This is a genomic window from Snuella lapsa (assembly GCF_039539345.1).
In the GTDB taxonomy this organism is placed as follows: domain Bacteria; phylum Bacteroidota; class Bacteroidia; order Flavobacteriales; family Flavobacteriaceae; genus Snuella; species Snuella lapsa.
In genome coordinates this window covers 107339-124569 of sequence record NZ_BAABCY010000086.1, presented here as the reverse complement: position 1 = coordinate 124569, position 17231 = coordinate 107339, and the positions used below count along the sequence as shown (strand labels likewise).

The window sequence follows — 17231 nt, the reverse complement described above, 5'->3', positions numbered from 1 at the left end:
TTGTAGTTATACAAATTGTAAACGAAGACTGTGACTGTTTACTTTTTTATCAATTTTCAATGCTGCTTACTTCAATCGGTGCCTTAGCTAATTTATTAAGCATATCTGGTGTTTTGGTGTATAATAATTGTATGATGCGATGGGGTGCAAATACATAGTGTTGTTTAAATACTTCATTCCATTTTTGTAATGTTTGCTTTGTAAAAAAGCCCCCTTCCTTAAACTCACCGCCAGAGGTAACTTCGTCTGTTTTTAAAGAGATTGCGTACGATTCAAGAGCAATGTCCTTTTTACCTATACCTTCCAAAATGGCATGTGTTATTGCATGCTCGTCTTTTGCAAATACATTGTGTAAAGGTCCCAAATCAATACGTTTTATTTGCTTTGGTGATACTTTGGGAAGTTTTCTATCAATCATATATCCCATGGTATCTAGGGCCATTTCCCTATCGGCTGTTGCTTTTAAGACTTCATAAATAGTGTCTTTATAATCATCAATACGTGCGCCGTCATAATTAAAATACATAAAGCATATAAAGGGACGGTTATGGGATACATCAAAAAAACTCCAGCTTACCAAAAAATCAGTTTTAGAGCCTTTAGGAGCGGATATTATTTTTCCTTGTACAAACCGATTGAATATGTATTCTTTTTTAACCGAAGAATAGTATACAATGGAAGCTGCTTGAAACAATCGATTGCGTTTAATGGGCTGCTTTTTATGCAGTAATGTATTAAGAAACTCTTCTTTTAAGGTTTTAATACTAGTTAGCCTTCCCAGATAGTCGTCACGTAATTCCAAATCATTAAACAGATACCTAAACTCCAAATAGTTTGGAAACCCAGAGTGCGTTAAATCGATTTTCATATTGTCTTCATCGTCATACATATACTTGATACGCATGGCCTCGATGGAATATAGCAGCAAATCACAATATTGTTTGAATAAATTTACTTCAATGGTATTGCAAATGCCCTGTTGCTGAACGGCAACAATTAGTTCCTTAAATGCAAAATCCACCATTTTATGATAAAACACATAATGCTCCTTGGAATCAAGAATTGCTGAATCTAATGGTGTTGCTATATGGTTTACAGACATGTATTATATTTAAAACGGTAATAAGCCTAACTAAGTTTTAGCTTAATAAGTCTTCTTCATTTGTTTCAGACTTTGGCTTTTCTTCTGGGGTAACTCCATCAGCAGCTTTATTGGGGTCTGCCTTATAGTAATCTTCAAAAATCTCTTTCATATCGATACCGTAACGCTCGGCAAAGTTCTTCTGGATATCACTGTCTTTAGCCCTAATTTCCTGTAAAGCTTCAGCATAGCTACTATATACGCCTTGCATTACTTTTTCATGAACGGGTATATTATCCATCATTTCTTGACGGGCCTTGGCGCTAGCAGTATGCATAGAGGCTAAGGTTTCTCCAATATGCTCGTCTGTTTTAACGCCTAAATGTTCTAAGATAGCAGCAAATTCTTGGTCTGTACGTGCTTTTAAAGCAACTACATAACCATCGTAGTATTTAAGACGCTCTTCAGTGTCACTCTTTAGCTTTGCTCGGTGCGTTTGTAAATTGCTACGTAGCGATGTAAGTACTTTAATGGTTAAGTTGTGCTTGTGTACAAAACTGTCCTTACTTGCTGCTAATGTGGTATAGGCATTCTTTAATCCTTCAAGCTCTTCTACTTTTTGTTCTAATGCTGTTACTTTGCCTACGGCTTGAGCGTATTCTGCCGATTGTTTATCAGCAATGTCTTCCAGTTCTTGACGGGCTTGTTTTAAAAGGGCATACTGTTCCTCTAACTTATCCTCAACTTCTTTTTTCTTCTCTAATGCCTTTGTGTGGTTTTTGGTTGCTTCAACAATAGCATCCTGCAGTTTATCTTCAACCTCTTTAATTTCTACCTCTCTATCCTTTAAGCGACTAACAGCTGCTTGACTTTTATACGACAATTCACTTAATAGTGTCTGAATATCTGCCTTTTCAATACGTTCCTGAAACATAGCCTTTGCTTTGTTATCGGCAGCAGCCCTTACTTTTTCGGCTTCTTTTAACGCTTCTTGAGCATTCTTAATTTTACTTTTCCTCCCCCAAAGGTTGTTCCACCAAGTGTCTGGTTTATTTTCGGCATCTTCTAATTCTATTCTTGCACGCTCAAGGGCTTTTTGGGCATCGTCAATTACTTTTTGTTCTGTTGCATTAAGTGAGGAGAATTTTTCAAAAATAATGCCTACTTCTTCCTGATAATCGGTGAGATCCTTTATAGCATCCAATAGGGTCGTCCTGTCCTTTTCCGCCATGTGCACTACATCGTCCAATGTAGCATTTAATATTTTTTGCCTTACTTCTGGATCGTCCTCTTGAGACAATTTAGATTTCATAGTGTCAATAGCCTTTCCCCAATTGACATCTACTTTTTCAGTTTTTTCGTTAGAACTTGTTTCCAATAAATCAAAATCGTCTGACATTTCTTTGCGGTTTTAAGTTGAATAAAAAATTTTTAGTTAAGCAATTTCGTTAAAAATTATCAATATATAAATTAATATTGCTTTAATTATTTGTACATAAAACGAATGTAATGTTACAGCTTTATAAATTATTTACGTAAAGCTTTGCTTACATGTTAGTAATGAAGCAAATACATGTATTATGAAGCTTAAAAGGGGTTTGAAATTTAGTGGTAAACCTATACAAAAAGATGTAAGTACAACAATGTCATTGATTTAAAACTTGCCTAATACCAAGTTGTTGTAGTATTTTTAGTTGTTTTGTGAATAAAAAATGGTATCTTTGAACTAGTATTTACCCAAAAAGAACAACCTATGTTTTTTATTCTCAAACTTTTTATTTCACTAATAATTCCTTTGGTAACACAAAAAGAAATTGTTACAATACTGTCGATAGTGGTTGTTTTTTTTCTGATTTTATTGATTCTTGGTGTTAGGAAATCGTATAAATTAAAAAAGGAGAATGAACGCCTGAACAATATTAGCAACCTTCAGTCTGACGACGATAATAAAACGTACAGGGATTTTACTGAAGGCCATATGTATGACAATAATTAAAAACGCCCGATTAAAGCAGGCGTTTTAGGATTGTTTTACCGAACTAATTTTTTATACTTAATTCGTTTTGGCATTAAGTCGCCACCAAGGCGTTTCTTTTTGTTTTCTTCGTAATCTGAAAAACTACCCTCAAAGAAGTATACTTGGCTATCACCTTCAAAAGCTAATATATGGGTACAGATTCTATCTAAAAACCATCTGTCGTGCGATATAACGACAGCACAACCAGCAAAATTTTCCAAACCTTCTTCTAAGGCTCTTAAGGTGTTTACATCAAGGTCGTTGGTTGGCTCATCTAAAAGTAATACGTTACCTTCTTCTTTAAGCGTCATGGCTAAATGGAGTCTATTGCGTTCTCCTCCCGACAATAATTTTACCTTTTTATTTTGCTCACTGCCACTAAAGTTAAAACGGCTTAAATAGGCTCTTGAGTTTACCTGCTTTCCTCCCATCATTACCAATTCTTGTTCGTCACTAAAGTTTTGCCAAATGGTTTTTTCTGGATCGATATTGGAATGGCTTTGGTCTACATAGGCAATTTTAGCTGTGTCTCCAACGTTAAACTGGCCTTTATCAGGCGTTTCCTCTCCCATAATCATTCTGAAAATAGTAGTTTTTCCTGCGCCATTAGGCCCTATAACCCCAACGATGCCAGCCTGTGGTAAATTAAAGTTTAAATCCTCATACAAGAGCTTGTCCCCGTAAGCTTTACTTACACCAGTAGCTTCAATAACATTAGTACCTAAGCGCGGCCCATTGGGAATATAGATTTCCAATTTTTCATCTAATTGCTTCTGATCCTGACTTAAAAGCTTGTCATAATTTTTTAAACGTGCTTTTTGTTTTGTTTGGCGTCCTTTAGCTCCTTGACGCACCCACTCCAACTCGCGTTCTAAAGTTTTCTGACGCTTGGAAGCTGCTTTTCCTTCTTGTGCCATACGCTTTGACTTTTGATCTAGCCATGAAGAATAGTTGCCTTTCCAAGGGATACCTTCTCCTCTGTCTAACTCCAAAATCCAACCTGCAACATTATCTAAAAAGTACCTATCGTGGGTTACAGCGATTACTGTTCCTTTATACTGCGCTAAATGGTGCTCCAACCAATGTACCGATTCGGCATCCAAATGGTTGGTTGGCTCATCTAACAATAATACATCGGGTTCTTGTAATAACAAACGGCATAAGGCCACCCGACGGCGTTCTCCTCCAGAAAGCACTCCAATCTTTTTATCGCCTTCAGGGGTGCGTAATGCGTCCATTGCTATTTCCAGCTTGGTATCTAACTCCCAGGCGTTGGCAGCATCTATCTGATCTTGAAGTTCGGCCTGTCTGTTCATAAGCTTTTCCATTTTATCTGGATCGCTATAGACTTCTTCTAAGCCAAACATATCATTTATTTTATTGTATTCATCCAGAATGGCTACTGTTTCGGCAGCTCCTTCCTTTACAACTTCCAACACGGTTTTATTATCGTCCAGTTTAGGCTCTTGTTCCAGATAGCCTACAGAGTAATCCTGGAGAAATACAACATCTCCTTGATAATTTTTATCTACACCCGCTATAATTTTTAAAAGGGTAGACTTACCAGAACCATTAAGACCTAAAATCCCTATTTTAGCCCCATAGAAAAAGCTTAAATAAATATTCTTTAATACGGGTGTATTGGCACCCTGAAATGTCTTGGTTAATCCAGACATCGAAAAAATTACTTTCTTGTCGTCACTCATTTGTTTGTAAAACTTTTATTGATTTTAGATTTAGCTATTAGCTGACTGTGCTTTTATACACGTCCTTTCAAAGCATTAAACACCCATGCATTGGCAAAAAAGCCAAAACCTACTGCTGCAAAACCCCATCCTGCTACTTCGTCGTACCTAAATGCCCCCAGAGCAATTAAAGCGAGTCCTACAAATATCATTATCCAGGTAGCCCATGCTAATACCGCGTTTTTATTCATTGCCATAATCTTAATTTTATTTTATGATAGTTAGTCAAAAAGCAAATATCGTATTTTTAAACACAAATGTAACTATATATCATTCGTTAAAATGGACACATCCATATTTAAATGATACGATTTTTAATTTGCCCGAAGGAAAATAATGTATAGTACAAAAGATGCTTGTTATGCGGGTAAATTTAAAGATGAATTGGTCTTACTGCCAAGGAATGCCTCCAGTTTTTCTAATATGTTCCTGAAGTTCGGTTTTTAATTTTTTATAAACTTCTAGTTCTGAAGTGTTTAGTGGTTGAGTTTCATGCTCATCATTTTTAATGTTAAAGAGTTGAATAGGTTCGAAAGGGGTATTTTGCACTATTTTAAAATCCTTGTAACGTGCAGCATAATAGGCTTGGCCTCCATATTTACCGCCCTCTCGCCTTACCCAATAGACATAACGATTGTCTGTTTCTTGTGAGTTGCCTAACAGTGTAGGCAGAATACTGATGCCATCAATTCCCTTGGGTAACTGTGTTCCTGCTATTTCGCAAAATGTAGGGAAAAGATCCATAAGCATGGCAAAACTGTTTGTTTTTGTATTGGGAGCAATTTTGTTTTTCCAGTAGAAGTAAGTCGGAACACGAATGCCTCCCTCATACATGTCTTGCTTACCCCCACGTAAATCACCATTGCTTTGCGCATACCAAAGCGCTCCTCCGTTATCCGATGTAAATACGACTAAAGTGTTATCGTCAAGACCATTCTCTTTTAAAGACTGCATTATGCTTCCTATATTAAAATCAAGATGCTCTATAAGAGCAACATTTTTGGCTCTCTTCTCTGATATATTAGGCTCGCGGTCAAAAACTTTATCCAACCATTCTTTAGGCGGCTGAATTGGAAAATGGGGAGCATTATAAGCAAGGTACATGAAAAAAGGTGCTTCATCATCTTTTCGATCATTTAAGTAGTCAATAGCCCAATTTGTAAAAATGTCGGTTGCATGTCCTTTAGGGTCGATCTCTTTTTCATTGTCTCGCATCCAATTAATACCTCCCCTCCTGTGGGTCCAATAATCATCCATCATATCACCCAAAAAGCCTTTAAAGTAATCAAAACCTTTATCGTTGGGAGTATCTGGATTTCCTAGCCCCAAATGCCATTTTCCAATGATGGCAGTTTGGTAGCCTTTGCTTTTTAGCACTTCCGATATTAATAACGAATTATCTGTAAGGTTCCCCCAAGAATCTTTGGAAACTTGTCTTATAACTCCGGGGACTCCTACCATATCTGGATATTTTCCAGACAATAGAGCCGCTCTACTAGGAGAACAAACCGTACTATTAGCATAAAAATTTGTAAAGGTAAGTCCTTGGCGGGCTAAGTTATCTATGTTGGGTGTTTGCATATCGGTAGCTCCTTGAATAGATAAATCGCCATAGCCCAAATCATCAACAAGAATACATAATATGTTTGGAGTTTTTGAATGATGACTCGTGGTCTGACCGGTTGCATAAAACCAAATCATTATAAACAAAACTGATTGGCAAATATAGTTTTTCTTCACGGTTAAAGGCTTTAGTTGGTAATCGAGTACCATAAAAATAAGAATTATTCGCCATCACCAACCAGTAAAAGAAAACAAAAGCCACCTTGGCTAATACTATTTTGTAAAAGGTAATAGGCTATTAACAACAAATCCCGAGCTAATGCCCAGGATTTGTCAGTTATTTAATATTGATAATTTCTATTATCCTTCAGGATGCATAAAACGTTGTTTTCCCAGTAGTTCTTCTTCAGTTTCAACGTGATCTTCATCAGGAACACAACAATCTACGGGACAAACAGCTGCACATTGTGGTTCATCATGAAAACCTTTACACTCCGTACATTTATCTGGAACAATATAGTAAATTTCGTCACTTATAGGTTCTTGTGGTTCATCGGCGTCTACCTCGGTACCATTGGTTAAAACAACTTTTCCGTTTAAACTGGTACCATCTTTATAGCGCCAATCGTCTGCACCTTCATATATTGCCGTATTAGGACATTCCGGCTCACAAGCCCCACAATTTATACACTCGTCTGTTATTATAATTGCCATAGCATTTGTTTCTTGTTAAATAGATTTTGTCAAAACTAAAAAAATGTGAACAAACTAGCGTCTTATGCTTTGAAATTTATTTAAAAAACCTGCTAACAAAAAGCTATTTAAAAAAAATCGTTTGTCACATTTTTCTAACTTTGCAAAGCAAAAATAACGCCAAAACCGTACATAACCAAATACAGAATGAATTTACAGCAAAGAATTGATGCTTTTGTAAAATTAGGAGATTTTTTAGGTCAATTTTCTAATGAAGTTATCGAAAAAAAAGATAATATTGAACATAACGATTTGTTTTTTGACGGCTTCAAGCACCAATTAAAATTAGCTAAAGAACACAACGGCTGGTTTACCCAAGAGAACATTACTTATGCGATTAAAAGTTGGCACGAAGCCCTTACCGAATCTAATTTAAAAAAATGGCTTAGTGTATACCAAATTGATGAACGTTCTCCTAAAACCATTGCAATTATCATGGCGGGGAACATTCCTTTGGTTGGATTTCATGATTTTCTATCTGTATTAATATGTGGCCACAAAGTACTTGTTAAGCAATCCGCAAACGACAAACAGCTACTACCCTATTTGAGCAAATATTTAGAATACATAAACCCAGGTTTTAAAGAACGCATAACGTTTATAGATAGTGAAATTAATGGTTTTGATGCTGTTATAGCCACAGGAAGTAACAATACGGCTCGTTATTTTGAATATTACTTTAAAAACAAACCATCAATCATAAGGAATAGCAGGAATTCAGTAGCTGTTTTAACTGGTGACGAGCTTGAAGAGGATCTTAAAAAGCTCTCCGAAGACATTTTTAGATACTATGGCCTTGGATGTAGAAACGTATCCAAACTGTTTGTTCCCATAGACTACAACTTCGATGCTTTTTTTAAAGCCATGTACCATTGGCACCCCATTATTGAAGGGGCGAAATATGCCAATAATTACGATTATAATAAAGCAGTTTACTTAATGAGTGAATTCAATATGCTCGAAAACGGCTTTTTAATGATTAAAGAAGATGCTAGTTATGCATCGCCCATAGCTACTGTATTTTATGAGTACTACGATAGTCCAATTCAATTAAGGGAAAAACTGAAAAGCGAAGCACAACAAATTCAGTGTATTGTATCCGATGGATTCGTCGAAAATGAAATTCCTTTTGGAGCTTCACAAAAACCCCAACTTTGGGATTATGCAGATGGTGTCGATTCTATTGAATTTTTATTATCAATTCAATAAAAAAATTATTGATTTTACAACGCTTAATACCTAATTAATTAGCAACTTTGTATCTTTAAATTCAACAACACAAATGAAAAAACACAACTTTAGCGCAGGACCATGTATTTTACCCCCAGAGGTATTATTAAAAGCTTCACAAGCTGTTGTCGATTTCGACAATAGTGGCTTATCGCTTATTGAAATTTCACACAGAAGCAAGCCTTTTGTTGATGTAATGGAAAAAGCAAGAACTTTGGCTTTGGAACTTCTTGGCTTAGAAGGTAAAGGGTACAAAGCTTTATTCTTACAGGGTGGTGCGAGCACACAATTTTTAGCAGTAGCGTATAATTTATTAGAAAATAAAGCAGGCTATTTAAATACAGGAACTTGGAGCAACAAAGCATTACAGGAAGCCAAATTGTTTGGAGATATACAAGAAGTAGCTTCTTCTAAAGATGCCAACTTTAACTACATTCCTAAAGGGTTTGAAGTTCCATCGGATTTAGATTATTTTCACTGTACCTCTAACAACACCATTTTTGGTACACAATTAAAGTCGTTTCCTAAATGCGACGTCCCTATGGTATGCGATATGAGTAGTGATATATTTTCACGTCAGCTTGACTTTTCTCAATTCGATTTAATATATGCAGGAGCCCAAAAAAATATGGGGCCAGCAGGTACAACTCTTGTAGTTATTAAAGAAGATATTTTAGGGAAAGTATCTCGACAAATTCCTTCGATGATGGATTACAAAAAGCATATAGGTAGTGGTAGTATGTTTAATACACCTCCTGTATTCGCTGTTTATGTGTCAATGCTAACCTTAGAGTGGTTAAAAAACCTTGGAGGTGTTAAAGCTATTGAAGAAATTAACAATAAAAAAGCCAGCTTAATTTATTCTGAAATAGACTTAAACCCATTGTTTAAAGGTTTTGCATCTAAAGCAGACCGTTCTACAATGAATGCAACCTTTACTTTAGAGAACGACAACCTTAAAGAAACCTTTGAAACCATGCTTAAAGAAGCTGGTATAAATGGACTTAATGGGCACAGAAGTGTGGGTGGCTATAGAGCTTCAATGTACAACGCTTTAACTTTAGACAGTGTAAAAGTATTGGTTGAAGTAATGAGTGAATTAGAAAGCAAAGCTTAAAAACAGAATAAAATTTATACAAATGAAAGTATTAGCAAACGACGGTATTTCAAACAGTGGTATTGAAGCACTGGAAAAAGGCGGTTTTGAAGTTATTACAACCACCGTTGCTCAAGAACAATTAATAAATTACATCAACGAAAAAGAAATTAGCGTATTATTGGTACGTAGTGCTACAACTGTACGCAAAGACCTTATAGATGCTTGTCCAAGTCTAAAAATAATTGGACGTGGAGGTGTTGGTATGGATAATATTGATGTGGAATACGCAAGAGAAAAAGGGCTTAAAGTTATTAATACACCTGCCGCATCGTCACACTCGGTGGCCGAATTGGTATTTGGACATTTTTACGGCTTAGCACGTTTCTTGCATAATTCGAACAGAGACATGCCGTTAGAAGGCGATAGCAACTTTAAAGGTTTAAAGAAAGCTTATGCAAAAGGAACTGAGTTAAAAGGAAAAACATTAGGCGTTTTAGGGTTTGGTCGTATTGGACAAGCTACTGCTAAAGTTGCTTTGGGAGCTGGTATGAAAGTAGTTGCTTTCGACCCGTTTCTTGAAAAAGCCAATTTAGAATTAAGCTTTTTTGATGGACAAAAAGTAAGCTTTGAAATTGAAACCGTTTCTAAAGAAGAAGTATTAAAGCAGGCGGACTTTATTACCTTACACGTACCAGCACAAAAAGAGTATGTTATTGATGAAGCCGAATTTAATATTATGAAAGACGGTGTTATTCTTGCTAATGCTGCACGAGGAGGTGTAATTAATGAAGTAGCTCTTGTAAAAGCAATCGAGAATGGAAAAGTAGCAAGAGCAGCTTTAGATGTTTTTGAAAATGAGCCAAAACCAGAAATACAGTTGTTAATGAACCCTTCTTTGTCATTGACACCACATACTGGTGCTGCAACCAACGAAGCACAGGATAGAATCGGTACTGAATTAGCAGAACAAATAATCAGTATTTTGGGATAAGCAAGTTAAATTGTGACCAAACACTTATAATTGAGTCCTAACTTAAAAGGTTAGGACTTTTTTTATATATTATCATCCATAAACGTATTTAACTAAAAAAAGAAAACGATGTCAGGAATATTAGATTTATTAAACAGTGATTTGGGAAAATCGATAATCAGTGGTGTTTCCAATCAAACCAATCAGCCACAAGATAAAACGCAAACTGTTTTAACAATGGCCTTACCCGTTCTTATGGCGGCCATGAAACGTAATGCTTCAACTCCACAAGGAGCAGAAGGGCTAATGAATGCTATAAACAACAAGCACGATGGTAGTATTTTAAACAATATTGAAGGCTTATTTAGTGGCGGTGTAGATGATACGGTTATAAACGATGGAGGAAAAATACTAAAGCATGTGCTAGGAAGCAAACAGCAAAATATCGAAAATGCCCTTGGAGCAAAAGCTGGCATCGATTCAGGATCGATTGCTCAAATATTAAAAATTGCAGCTCCCATTTTAATGGGGGTATTAGGTAGTCAGGCTAAAAAACAACAGGTAAGTACACCTACTGGTGTAGAAAGTTTATTGGGCGGACTATTGAAAGGAAATTCAGCTCAACAAGAACAAAGCTTTTTGGAATCTATTCTTGATGCAGATGGCGACGGAAGCGTTGTGGATGATGTTGCTAATATTGTATTGGGTTCTAATAAAGAAAAAGGTGGAATTGGAGGTCTGTTAGGTGGGCTTTTCGGAAAAAAATAAACTGCCCTTTCAAATATATTTTTCAACCCTGTCTAATTCCGGACAGGGTTTTTAATATGAACTCATTTAAGCTTTTTATTGAAGCCCTTGTTTACTGAGCATTAAACCATTACTTTTAAGCCTCATTCAATTTAACAATAAAAAAATGAATCATATCAATCTAAAACGAATTTTCTATTTCGTTGTTGTGCTGCTTTCTTTTAACTGCACATCGTCCAAAAAAGAGACACCTCCCAAAAAACCTAATATCCTTTTTATTTTGTCAGATGACCATACCTCACAGGCATGGGGTATCTATGGAGGACCGTTAAAAGAATATGCTCAAAATAAAAATATTTCAAGGCTTGCCAATGAAGGCGTCGTTTTAAATAATGCTTTTTGTACCAATTCCATTTGTGTTCCCAGTAGAGCAACCATCCTTACTGGGCAATACAGTCATAGAAATGGCGTATATACTTTAAGTGATGCGCTTAATCCAGACAGTCTAAACATTGCAAAAGTATTGCATAAAAATGGATACCAAACGGCTATTATTGGAAAGTGGCACTTAAAAAAAGAGCCTTCAGGATTTGATTATTACAATGTACTCCACGATCAAGGACGTTATTGGGATCCCATACTAAGGACCAAAGAAAATTTTCATAAACCAGCAGAAGAATGGGATATACACAAAGGCTTTTCTACCGATGTGGTAGCCGACCTTTCTGTAGAGTGGTTAAAGCAAAGGGATAGTACAAAACCATTTTTGTTGATGACCCATTTTAAGGCAACGCACGAACCCTTTGATTATCCTGAACGATTTAACAACCTTTATAAAGATCAAGATTTACCTGAACCTGAATCACTTTATGACTTTTCGCCAAATACTACGGGAAGAAGCTTTGTAGGTCAAAAACTTGAAAATCTAGCTTGGCGCTATGAACAAGCTTCTAACGATCCTGACAAATGGTGGTGCAAATATCCTGGATTACCATTTTATACAAATGAAATGGATAGTATAACGGCTCGTAAGGCTACTTACCAAAAATTTGTAAAAGACTTTTTGCGTTCGGGAGCCGCTATAGACGATAACATAGGTAAACTTCTAGACTACTTGGAAGTTTCTGGACAAGCCGAAAACACAGTGGTAATTTATACGGCGGACCAAGGTTACTTTTTAGGAGAACACGGCTTTTTTGATAAACGTTTAATATATGACGAATCATTACGTATGCCATTTGTTATTAGATACCCAAAAGAAATTCATGGAGGGCAACGTATTGATGATATCATTTTAAATATTGATTTCCCTGCCTTATTTGCAGATTATGCCGGAATTGAAAAGCCTGGTTCAATTCAAGGAAGAAGCTTCCGTGAAAACCTAAAAGGCAATACGCCTGAAGACTGGAGAACTTCGGCTTATTATAGGTATTGGCAAAACTACCCTATAAGACCAGGGCATTTTGGAATAAGAAGCGACAAGTATAAGTTAGCATTCTTTTATGGTCAGTCATTAGACATGACTGGTTCTTCAAAAGAATCTACAGAGCCTGCATGGGAATTCTATGACCTTACCAAAGATCCTAAAGAAAATCATAATGCATACAATGATCCCGAATATCAAGAAATCATAAAAGATATGAAGGAAACCTTAAAACAACAACGAGAAGCTTTAGGTGATACTGACAAGAATTATCCTTTGATGCAAGACATCTTTAAGAAGCACTGGAATTAATTATTTAACAATAAATTTAAAAACTAAAATTCCCGAAGTAAGTTCTTATACTTCGGGAATTTTATTTCAAATAATATTAAAATATATGACTAAATTATAAACTAGCTTTAATTGCAGCCTGTGCTGATACCAATCGGGCAATAGGCACTCTATAAGGTGAACAGCTAACGTAATTCATACCAGTACGGTAACAGAATTCAACAGAACTTGGTTCGCCTCCGTGCTCACCACATATACCTACCTTTAATTGTGGTTTTGTACTGCGCCCCCTTTCTGTTCCTATTTTTACCAGTTGCCCCACGCCTTCCTGATCTAAAACTTCAAAAGGATCTACTTGCAGAATGCCTTTGTCTATGTATATAGGTAAGAATTTACCAGCATCATCACGCGAATAACCAAAGGTCATTTGTGTAAGGTCATTGGTTCCAAAAGAAAAGAAATCGGCACGTTCTGCAATGCGGTCGGCCATTAAGGCTGCCCGGGGTATTTCAATCATAGTACCCACCAAATATTCTACAGAATCGTTTCGCTCTTTAAATATGATATTGGCAGTATTCCTGATTATTTGCTCTTGCATTTCAAACTCCTTAACAGTACCTATTAATGGAACCATGATTTCTGGCTTACAAATAATGCCACGTTCCTTTAAATTAAGGGCTGCTTCAATAATAGCACGCGTTTGCATTTCGGTAATTTCTGGATAGGTATTTCCTAAACGGCATCCTCGATGTCCCAACATTGGATTAAATTCCTCCAACTCAGCTACCTTGTTTTTAACAGCTTGTAAGGAAATATGCATTTGCTCTGCCAATTCTTTTTGTGTTGCCAATTGGTGAGGTACAAATTCGTGCAAAGGTGGATCCAATAACCGGATTGTAACCGATTTACCTTCCATAGCTTCAAAAATGCCTTCAAAATCCTCTCGTTGCATTGGTAATAACTCGTCCAAAGCCTGTTTTCTTTCTTTTAAAGTATCTGCAAGAATCATTTCGCGCATGGCTTTAATACGATCTACTTCAAAGAACATATGTTCTGTTCGCGTTAAACCTATGCCATCAGCTCCAAAATTACGTGCAATTTTGGCATCTTTAGGCGTGTCAGCATTAGTTCTAACTTTCATAATACCATATTTATCTGACAATTTCATGAGTTCTCCAAACTCTCCGCTCAATTCAGGTTCCATTGTAGCCACTTTACCTTCAATAATGTTACCTGTCGAGCCATTAAGAGAAATCCAATCACCTTCATGGTATTCATGGTCACCAACTGTAAGTGTTCTGGTTTTATAATTAATCTTTAGGGCGCCAGCTCCAGAAACGCAACATTTGCCCATACCACGGGCAACTACAGCAGCATGTGAGGTCATACCCCCTCGAGCTGTTAAAATTCCCTTGGCAATGTTCATGCCTTCTAAGTCTTCAGGTGATGTTTCTATACGAACTAAAATACTACTCTTATACTTAGAAGCCTCGTCAGCAAAGAACACAATTTTACCAGTGGCTGCTCCCGGTGAAGCAGGCAACCCCTGTGCAATAATATGGGCTCGTTTTAAGGCATTTGGATCGAAAACGGGATGTAACAATTCATCCAATTTATTAGGTTCAATTTGTAATAAGGCTTCTTGCTCGTTTATTAAACCTTCTTTTAGTAGATCCATTGCTATTTTCACCATAGCTGCTCCAGTACGTTTCCCGTTCCTGGTCTGTAATATCCATAGCTTTCCATCTTGAATAGTAAATTCCATATCTTGCATATCGCAATAATGGTTTTCAAGAATTTGTTGATAACCATTAAGCTCATCGAAAATATCAGGCATCAGTTCTTCTAAAGATGGGTAATTGGCTATACGTTCTACTTCATCTATTTTTGCCAGTTCTGCCCAACGCTCCGATCCTATTTTTGTGATTTGTTGTGGGGTTCTTACACCTGCAACCACATCTTCTCCTTGGGCATTGATTAAATATTCACCATTAAATTTATTTTCTCCCGTTCCGGCATCACGGGTAAAGCACACACCTGTTCCCGAATTATTTCCCATATTACCATAAACCATGGCCTGCACATTTACTGCTGTTCCCCAATCGGCAGGATAACCATGCATGTTTCTGTAATAAACAGCCCGGTCGCCATTCCAACTATTAAAAACAGCCATAATAGCTCCCCATAGTTGTTCCCACGGATTGGTAGGGAAATCATGACCGGTACGTTTTTTAACAGCATCCTTAAAATCATATACAAGGTCTTTTAGATCTTGAATTGTAAATTCTGTATCTAATTGAATTCCTCTTTTTTCTTTGAGGTGTTCCATGATTTCCTCAAAAGGATCGATATCATCTTTAGATTCTGGTTTCATTCCTAAAACCACGCCTCCGTACATTTGTATAAAGCGGCGGTAAGAATCCCATGCAAATTGTTCGTTATTGGTTTTTTTAGCCAATCCTAATACGACTTCATCATTTATTCCCAGATTAAGCACTGTATCCATCATTCCAGGCATAGAAACTCTTGCTCCAGAGCGTACAGATACTAATAAAGGATTCTCTTGGTCACCAAACTTAGCTCCCATTAAGGACTCTATATTTTCAATTGCCTTTTCTACATCTTCTTTTATCAGTTCTACAACGGCATCTTTCCCTAGTAAATTGTATTCTGTACATACCTCGGTAGTAATAGTAAATCCAGGAGGCACAGGAATTCCTATGGCACTCATTTCGGCTAAATTAGCACCTTTTCCGCCTAATAGGTTTCGCATCTCGCTACTCCCATCGGCTGCCTTGTTTCCAAATCTGTAAACCCGATTTTTCACATTATCAAGTATTTCCATAATATCTATATTTTATATTTCATCCTTAAAATTGTAGAGTAAAAGTAGCTTCAATATTGGAGTATTTTTATGACATAAATCATATACTTCATATTAAATGATTTAACACAACGGAAAGAGTTTGGAAGTAGCCTTTAGGCATATATAATTTACAAAAAAATCACGATAAATTTGTTAGCGACACGTGCTCATCTATGCAAATTTGAGCCTTTTATGACTTTTCTTATGCGTTCGGGAAATAGACCGTTTCATTAGTATGGAAATAATCAGGGCAACAATAAACAAGCCTGAGAAAACTCCTAAAGTAGCATCTAAAGAACCTGTACTACTTTTTATCATATCGTAAATACTTGGCCCAATAACTCCAGCCAATCCCCAGGCCGCAAGTACCATACCGTGTATGGCCCCTAATTGTTTTGTTCCAAACAAGTCCCCTAAAAAAGCTGGCAATGTAGCAAAGCCACCTCCATACATGGTAATGACCGTAAATAGGATAACTAAGAAGCTTATCTCCATGGTTATTTTTGGTAAAAAGTAAAACGCAACTATTTGAAATACAAAAAATACAATGTAGGTATTTGCTCTACCTAAGTAGTCTGAAAGGCCAGACCATAGAATTCTTCCCAACCCATTAAAAACGCCTATTAAGCCAACTATAGCAGCTGCTTCCATAGGTGTGTAATTCAATTTTTCCTGCATCATTGGACTTGCAGCCGATATTATTGCTATACCACAAGCAATATTGATAAACATCATGATCCAGATGTAGTAAAAGCGTGTTGTTTTTAAGGAAGCATTGGCATCAATATTGGCTAAGTCTGCTTTTATTTTCCCCTTGTCCAATGTAGTTCCTGCCAGCATATAATCTTTGGGAGGTCTTTTTATATATAACGAAGAAGATACTATTAGTAGCATATAAACGATACCTAAAATATAAAATGCATTGGAAACACCAACAGATTCAAACAAACCTTGCATAATGGGACCAAAAAGCAAAGCAGCAAAACCAAATCCCATAATAGCCATACCAGTAGCTAAACCCCGTTTATCGGGAAACCATTTTACCAAGGTACTAACAGGTGTTATATAGCCAAGCCCTAATCCAATACCGCCAATTACACCATAACAGATATAAAATAGTGGTAATGACTGTAATTGTACAGCCAAACCTGAGCCTAAAATGCCGATACCATAGAATAAACCAGCAGTTATACCACTTACTTTCGGGCCTACTTTTTCTACCCAACGCCCTAAAAACGCTGCCGATAAGCCCAATAATAAAATGGCTATTTTAAAGGACCACTTTATAACGCTGCCTTCAACACTAAAAATATCTTTAACAGGATTGGTCATTACGGAATATGCATAAACCGATCCTATGGATATATGTATACCTACAGCCGATGCTGCAATCAACCAACGATTTTTAAGTTGTTGTGTTTTCATATCAATAATTTTTACGTTTTC

Annotated in this window: 14 protein-coding genes; 6 read left to right on the top strand and 8 right to left on the bottom strand. The window is 36.6% G+C overall.

Annotated elements, in window-relative coordinates:
- Nucleotides 1–49 precede the first annotated feature (49 nt).
- Together ABD792_RS16515 and ABD792_RS16510 are read right to left on the bottom strand one after the other, a co-directional pair.
- Nucleotides 50–1102 (bottom strand): hypothetical protein, encoded by a 1053-nt coding sequence (locus ABD792_RS16515; RefSeq protein WP_345007474.1) that lies wholly within the window; start codon nt 1100–1102, stop codon nt 50–52.
- 37 nt (nt 1103–1139) lie between these two features.
- The gene (locus ABD792_RS16510) at nt 1140–2480 is read right to left on the bottom strand and encodes a microtubule-binding protein (RefSeq protein ID WP_345007473.1); all 1341 of its coding nucleotides are present in this window, start codon (nt 2478–2480) and stop codon (nt 1140–1142) included.
- A 354-nt stretch (nt 2481–2834) separates the two neighbouring features.
- On the opposite strand from ABD792_RS16510, the gene ABD792_RS16505 reads away from it, so the two are divergent.
- On the top strand, nt 2835–3077 hold the full coding sequence (locus ABD792_RS16505) for a hypothetical protein (RefSeq protein ID WP_345007472.1): 243 nt from the start codon (nt 2835–2837) through the stop codon (nt 3075–3077).
- Between the two features lie 35 nt (nt 3078–3112).
- Here the strand turns inward: ABD792_RS16505 and ettA are convergent, their stop codons facing one another.
- From ettA to ABD792_RS16485, 4 genes are all read right to left on the bottom strand, one after another.
- Nucleotides 3113–4804, bottom strand: coding sequence for an energy-dependent translational throttle protein EttA (gene ettA, locus ABD792_RS16500; RefSeq protein ID WP_345007471.1), 1692 nt, complete (start codon nt 4802–4804; stop codon nt 3113–3115).
- Between the two features lie 53 nt (nt 4805–4857).
- On the bottom strand, nt 4858–5040 hold the full coding sequence (locus tag ABD792_RS16495) for a CAL67264 family membrane protein (protein ID WP_345007470.1): 183 nt from the start codon (nt 5038–5040) through the stop codon (nt 4858–4860).
- Between the two features lie 193 nt (nt 5041–5233).
- The gene (locus ABD792_RS16490) at nt 5234–6583 is read right to left on the bottom strand and encodes a sulfatase family protein (protein ID WP_345007469.1); all 1350 of its coding nucleotides are present in this window, start codon (nt 6581–6583) and stop codon (nt 5234–5236) included.
- Between the two features lie 183 nt (nt 6584–6766).
- Nucleotides 6767–7120, bottom strand: coding sequence for a 4Fe-4S dicluster domain-containing protein (locus ABD792_RS16485; protein WP_345007468.1), 354 nt, complete (start codon nt 7118–7120; stop codon nt 6767–6769).
- 186 nt (nt 7121–7306) lie between these two features.
- On the opposite strand from ABD792_RS16485, the gene ABD792_RS16480 reads away from it, so the two are divergent.
- The 5 genes from ABD792_RS16480 to ABD792_RS16460 all read left to right on the top strand — a co-directional run bounded on the left by ABD792_RS16480 (nt 7307) and on the right by ABD792_RS16460 (nt 12940).
- Nucleotides 7307–8368, top strand: coding sequence for an acyl-CoA reductase (locus ABD792_RS16480; RefSeq protein ID WP_345007467.1), 1062 nt, complete (start codon nt 7307–7309; stop codon nt 8366–8368).
- Nucleotides 8369–8441: 73 nt separating this feature from the next.
- Nucleotides 8442–9506, top strand: a complete 1065-nt coding sequence (gene serC, locus ABD792_RS16475; RefSeq protein ID WP_345007466.1) for a 3-phosphoserine/phosphohydroxythreonine transaminase — start codon at nt 8442–8444, stop codon at nt 9504–9506.
- 22 nt (nt 9507–9528) lie between these two features.
- The gene (locus ABD792_RS16470) at nt 9529–10479 is read left to right on the top strand and encodes a D-2-hydroxyacid dehydrogenase (RefSeq protein WP_345007465.1); all 951 of its coding nucleotides are present in this window, start codon (nt 9529–9531) and stop codon (nt 10477–10479) included.
- Nucleotides 10480–10587: 108 nt separating this feature from the next.
- Complete coding sequence (locus ABD792_RS16465; RefSeq protein ID WP_345007464.1) at nt 10588–11226, top strand: DUF937 domain-containing protein; 639 nt, start codon at nt 10588–10590, stop codon at nt 11224–11226.
- Between the two features lie 145 nt (nt 11227–11371).
- Nucleotides 11372–12940, top strand: coding sequence for a sulfatase family protein (locus tag ABD792_RS16460; protein WP_345007463.1), 1569 nt, complete (start codon nt 11372–11374; stop codon nt 12938–12940).
- Nucleotides 12941–13034: 94 nt separating this feature from the next.
- On the opposite strand, the gene ppdK is transcribed toward ABD792_RS16460, so the two are convergent.
- Together ppdK and ABD792_RS16450 are read right to left on the bottom strand one after the other, a co-directional pair.
- Complete coding sequence (gene ppdK / locus ABD792_RS16455; protein WP_345007462.1) at nt 13035–15764, bottom strand: pyruvate, phosphate dikinase; 2730 nt, start codon at nt 15762–15764, stop codon at nt 13035–13037.
- A gap of 192 nt (nt 15765–15956) precedes the next feature.
- Nucleotides 15957–17210 carry an L-lactate MFS transporter gene (locus ABD792_RS16450; protein ID WP_345007461.1) on the bottom strand — a complete coding sequence of 418 codons (1254 nt, stop codon included), beginning with the start codon at nt 17208–17210 and terminating at the stop codon, nt 15957–15959.
- Nucleotides 17211–17231 lie beyond the last annotated feature (21 nt).

Bases quoted from the DNA above. Each gene is read 5' to 3' on its own strand.
- ABD792_RS16515 (WP_345007474.1), bottom strand. From the start codon at position 1,102: ATGTCTGTAAACCATATAGCAACACCATTAGATTCAGCAATTCTTGAT.
- ABD792_RS16510 (WP_345007473.1), bottom strand. From the start codon at position 2,480: ATGTCAGACGATTTTGATTTATTGGAAACAAGTTCTAACGAAAAAACT.
- ABD792_RS16505 (WP_345007472.1), top strand. From the start codon at position 2,835: ATGTTTTTTATTCTCAAACTTTTTATTTCACTAATAATTCCTTTGGTA.
- ettA (WP_345007471.1), bottom strand. From the start codon at position 4,804: ATGAGTGACGACAAGAAAGTAATTTTTTCGATGTCTGGATTAACCAAG.
- ABD792_RS16495 (WP_345007470.1), bottom strand. From the start codon at position 5,040: ATGGCAATGAATAAAAACGCGGTATTAGCATGGGCTACCTGGATAATG.
- ABD792_RS16485 (WP_345007468.1), bottom strand. From the start codon at position 7,120: ATGGCAATTATAATAACAGACGAGTGTATAAATTGTGGGGCTTGTGAG.
- ABD792_RS16480 (WP_345007467.1), top strand. From the start codon at position 7,307: ATGAATTTACAGCAAAGAATTGATGCTTTTGTAAAATTAGGAGATTTT.
- serC (WP_345007466.1), top strand. From the start codon at position 8,442: ATGAAAAAACACAACTTTAGCGCAGGACCATGTATTTTACCCCCAGAG.
- ABD792_RS16470 (WP_345007465.1), top strand. From the start codon at position 9,529: ATGAAAGTATTAGCAAACGACGGTATTTCAAACAGTGGTATTGAAGCA.
- ABD792_RS16465 (WP_345007464.1), top strand. From the start codon at position 10,588: ATGTCAGGAATATTAGATTTATTAAACAGTGATTTGGGAAAATCGATA.
- ABD792_RS16460 (WP_345007463.1), top strand. From the start codon at position 11,372: ATGAATCATATCAATCTAAAACGAATTTTCTATTTCGTTGTTGTGCTG.
- ppdK (WP_345007462.1), bottom strand. From the start codon at position 15,764: ATGGAAATACTTGATAATGTGAAAAATCGGGTTTACAGATTTGGAAAC.
- ABD792_RS16450 (WP_345007461.1), bottom strand. From the start codon at position 17,210: ATGAAAACACAACAACTTAAAAATCGTTGGTTGATTGCAGCATCGGCT.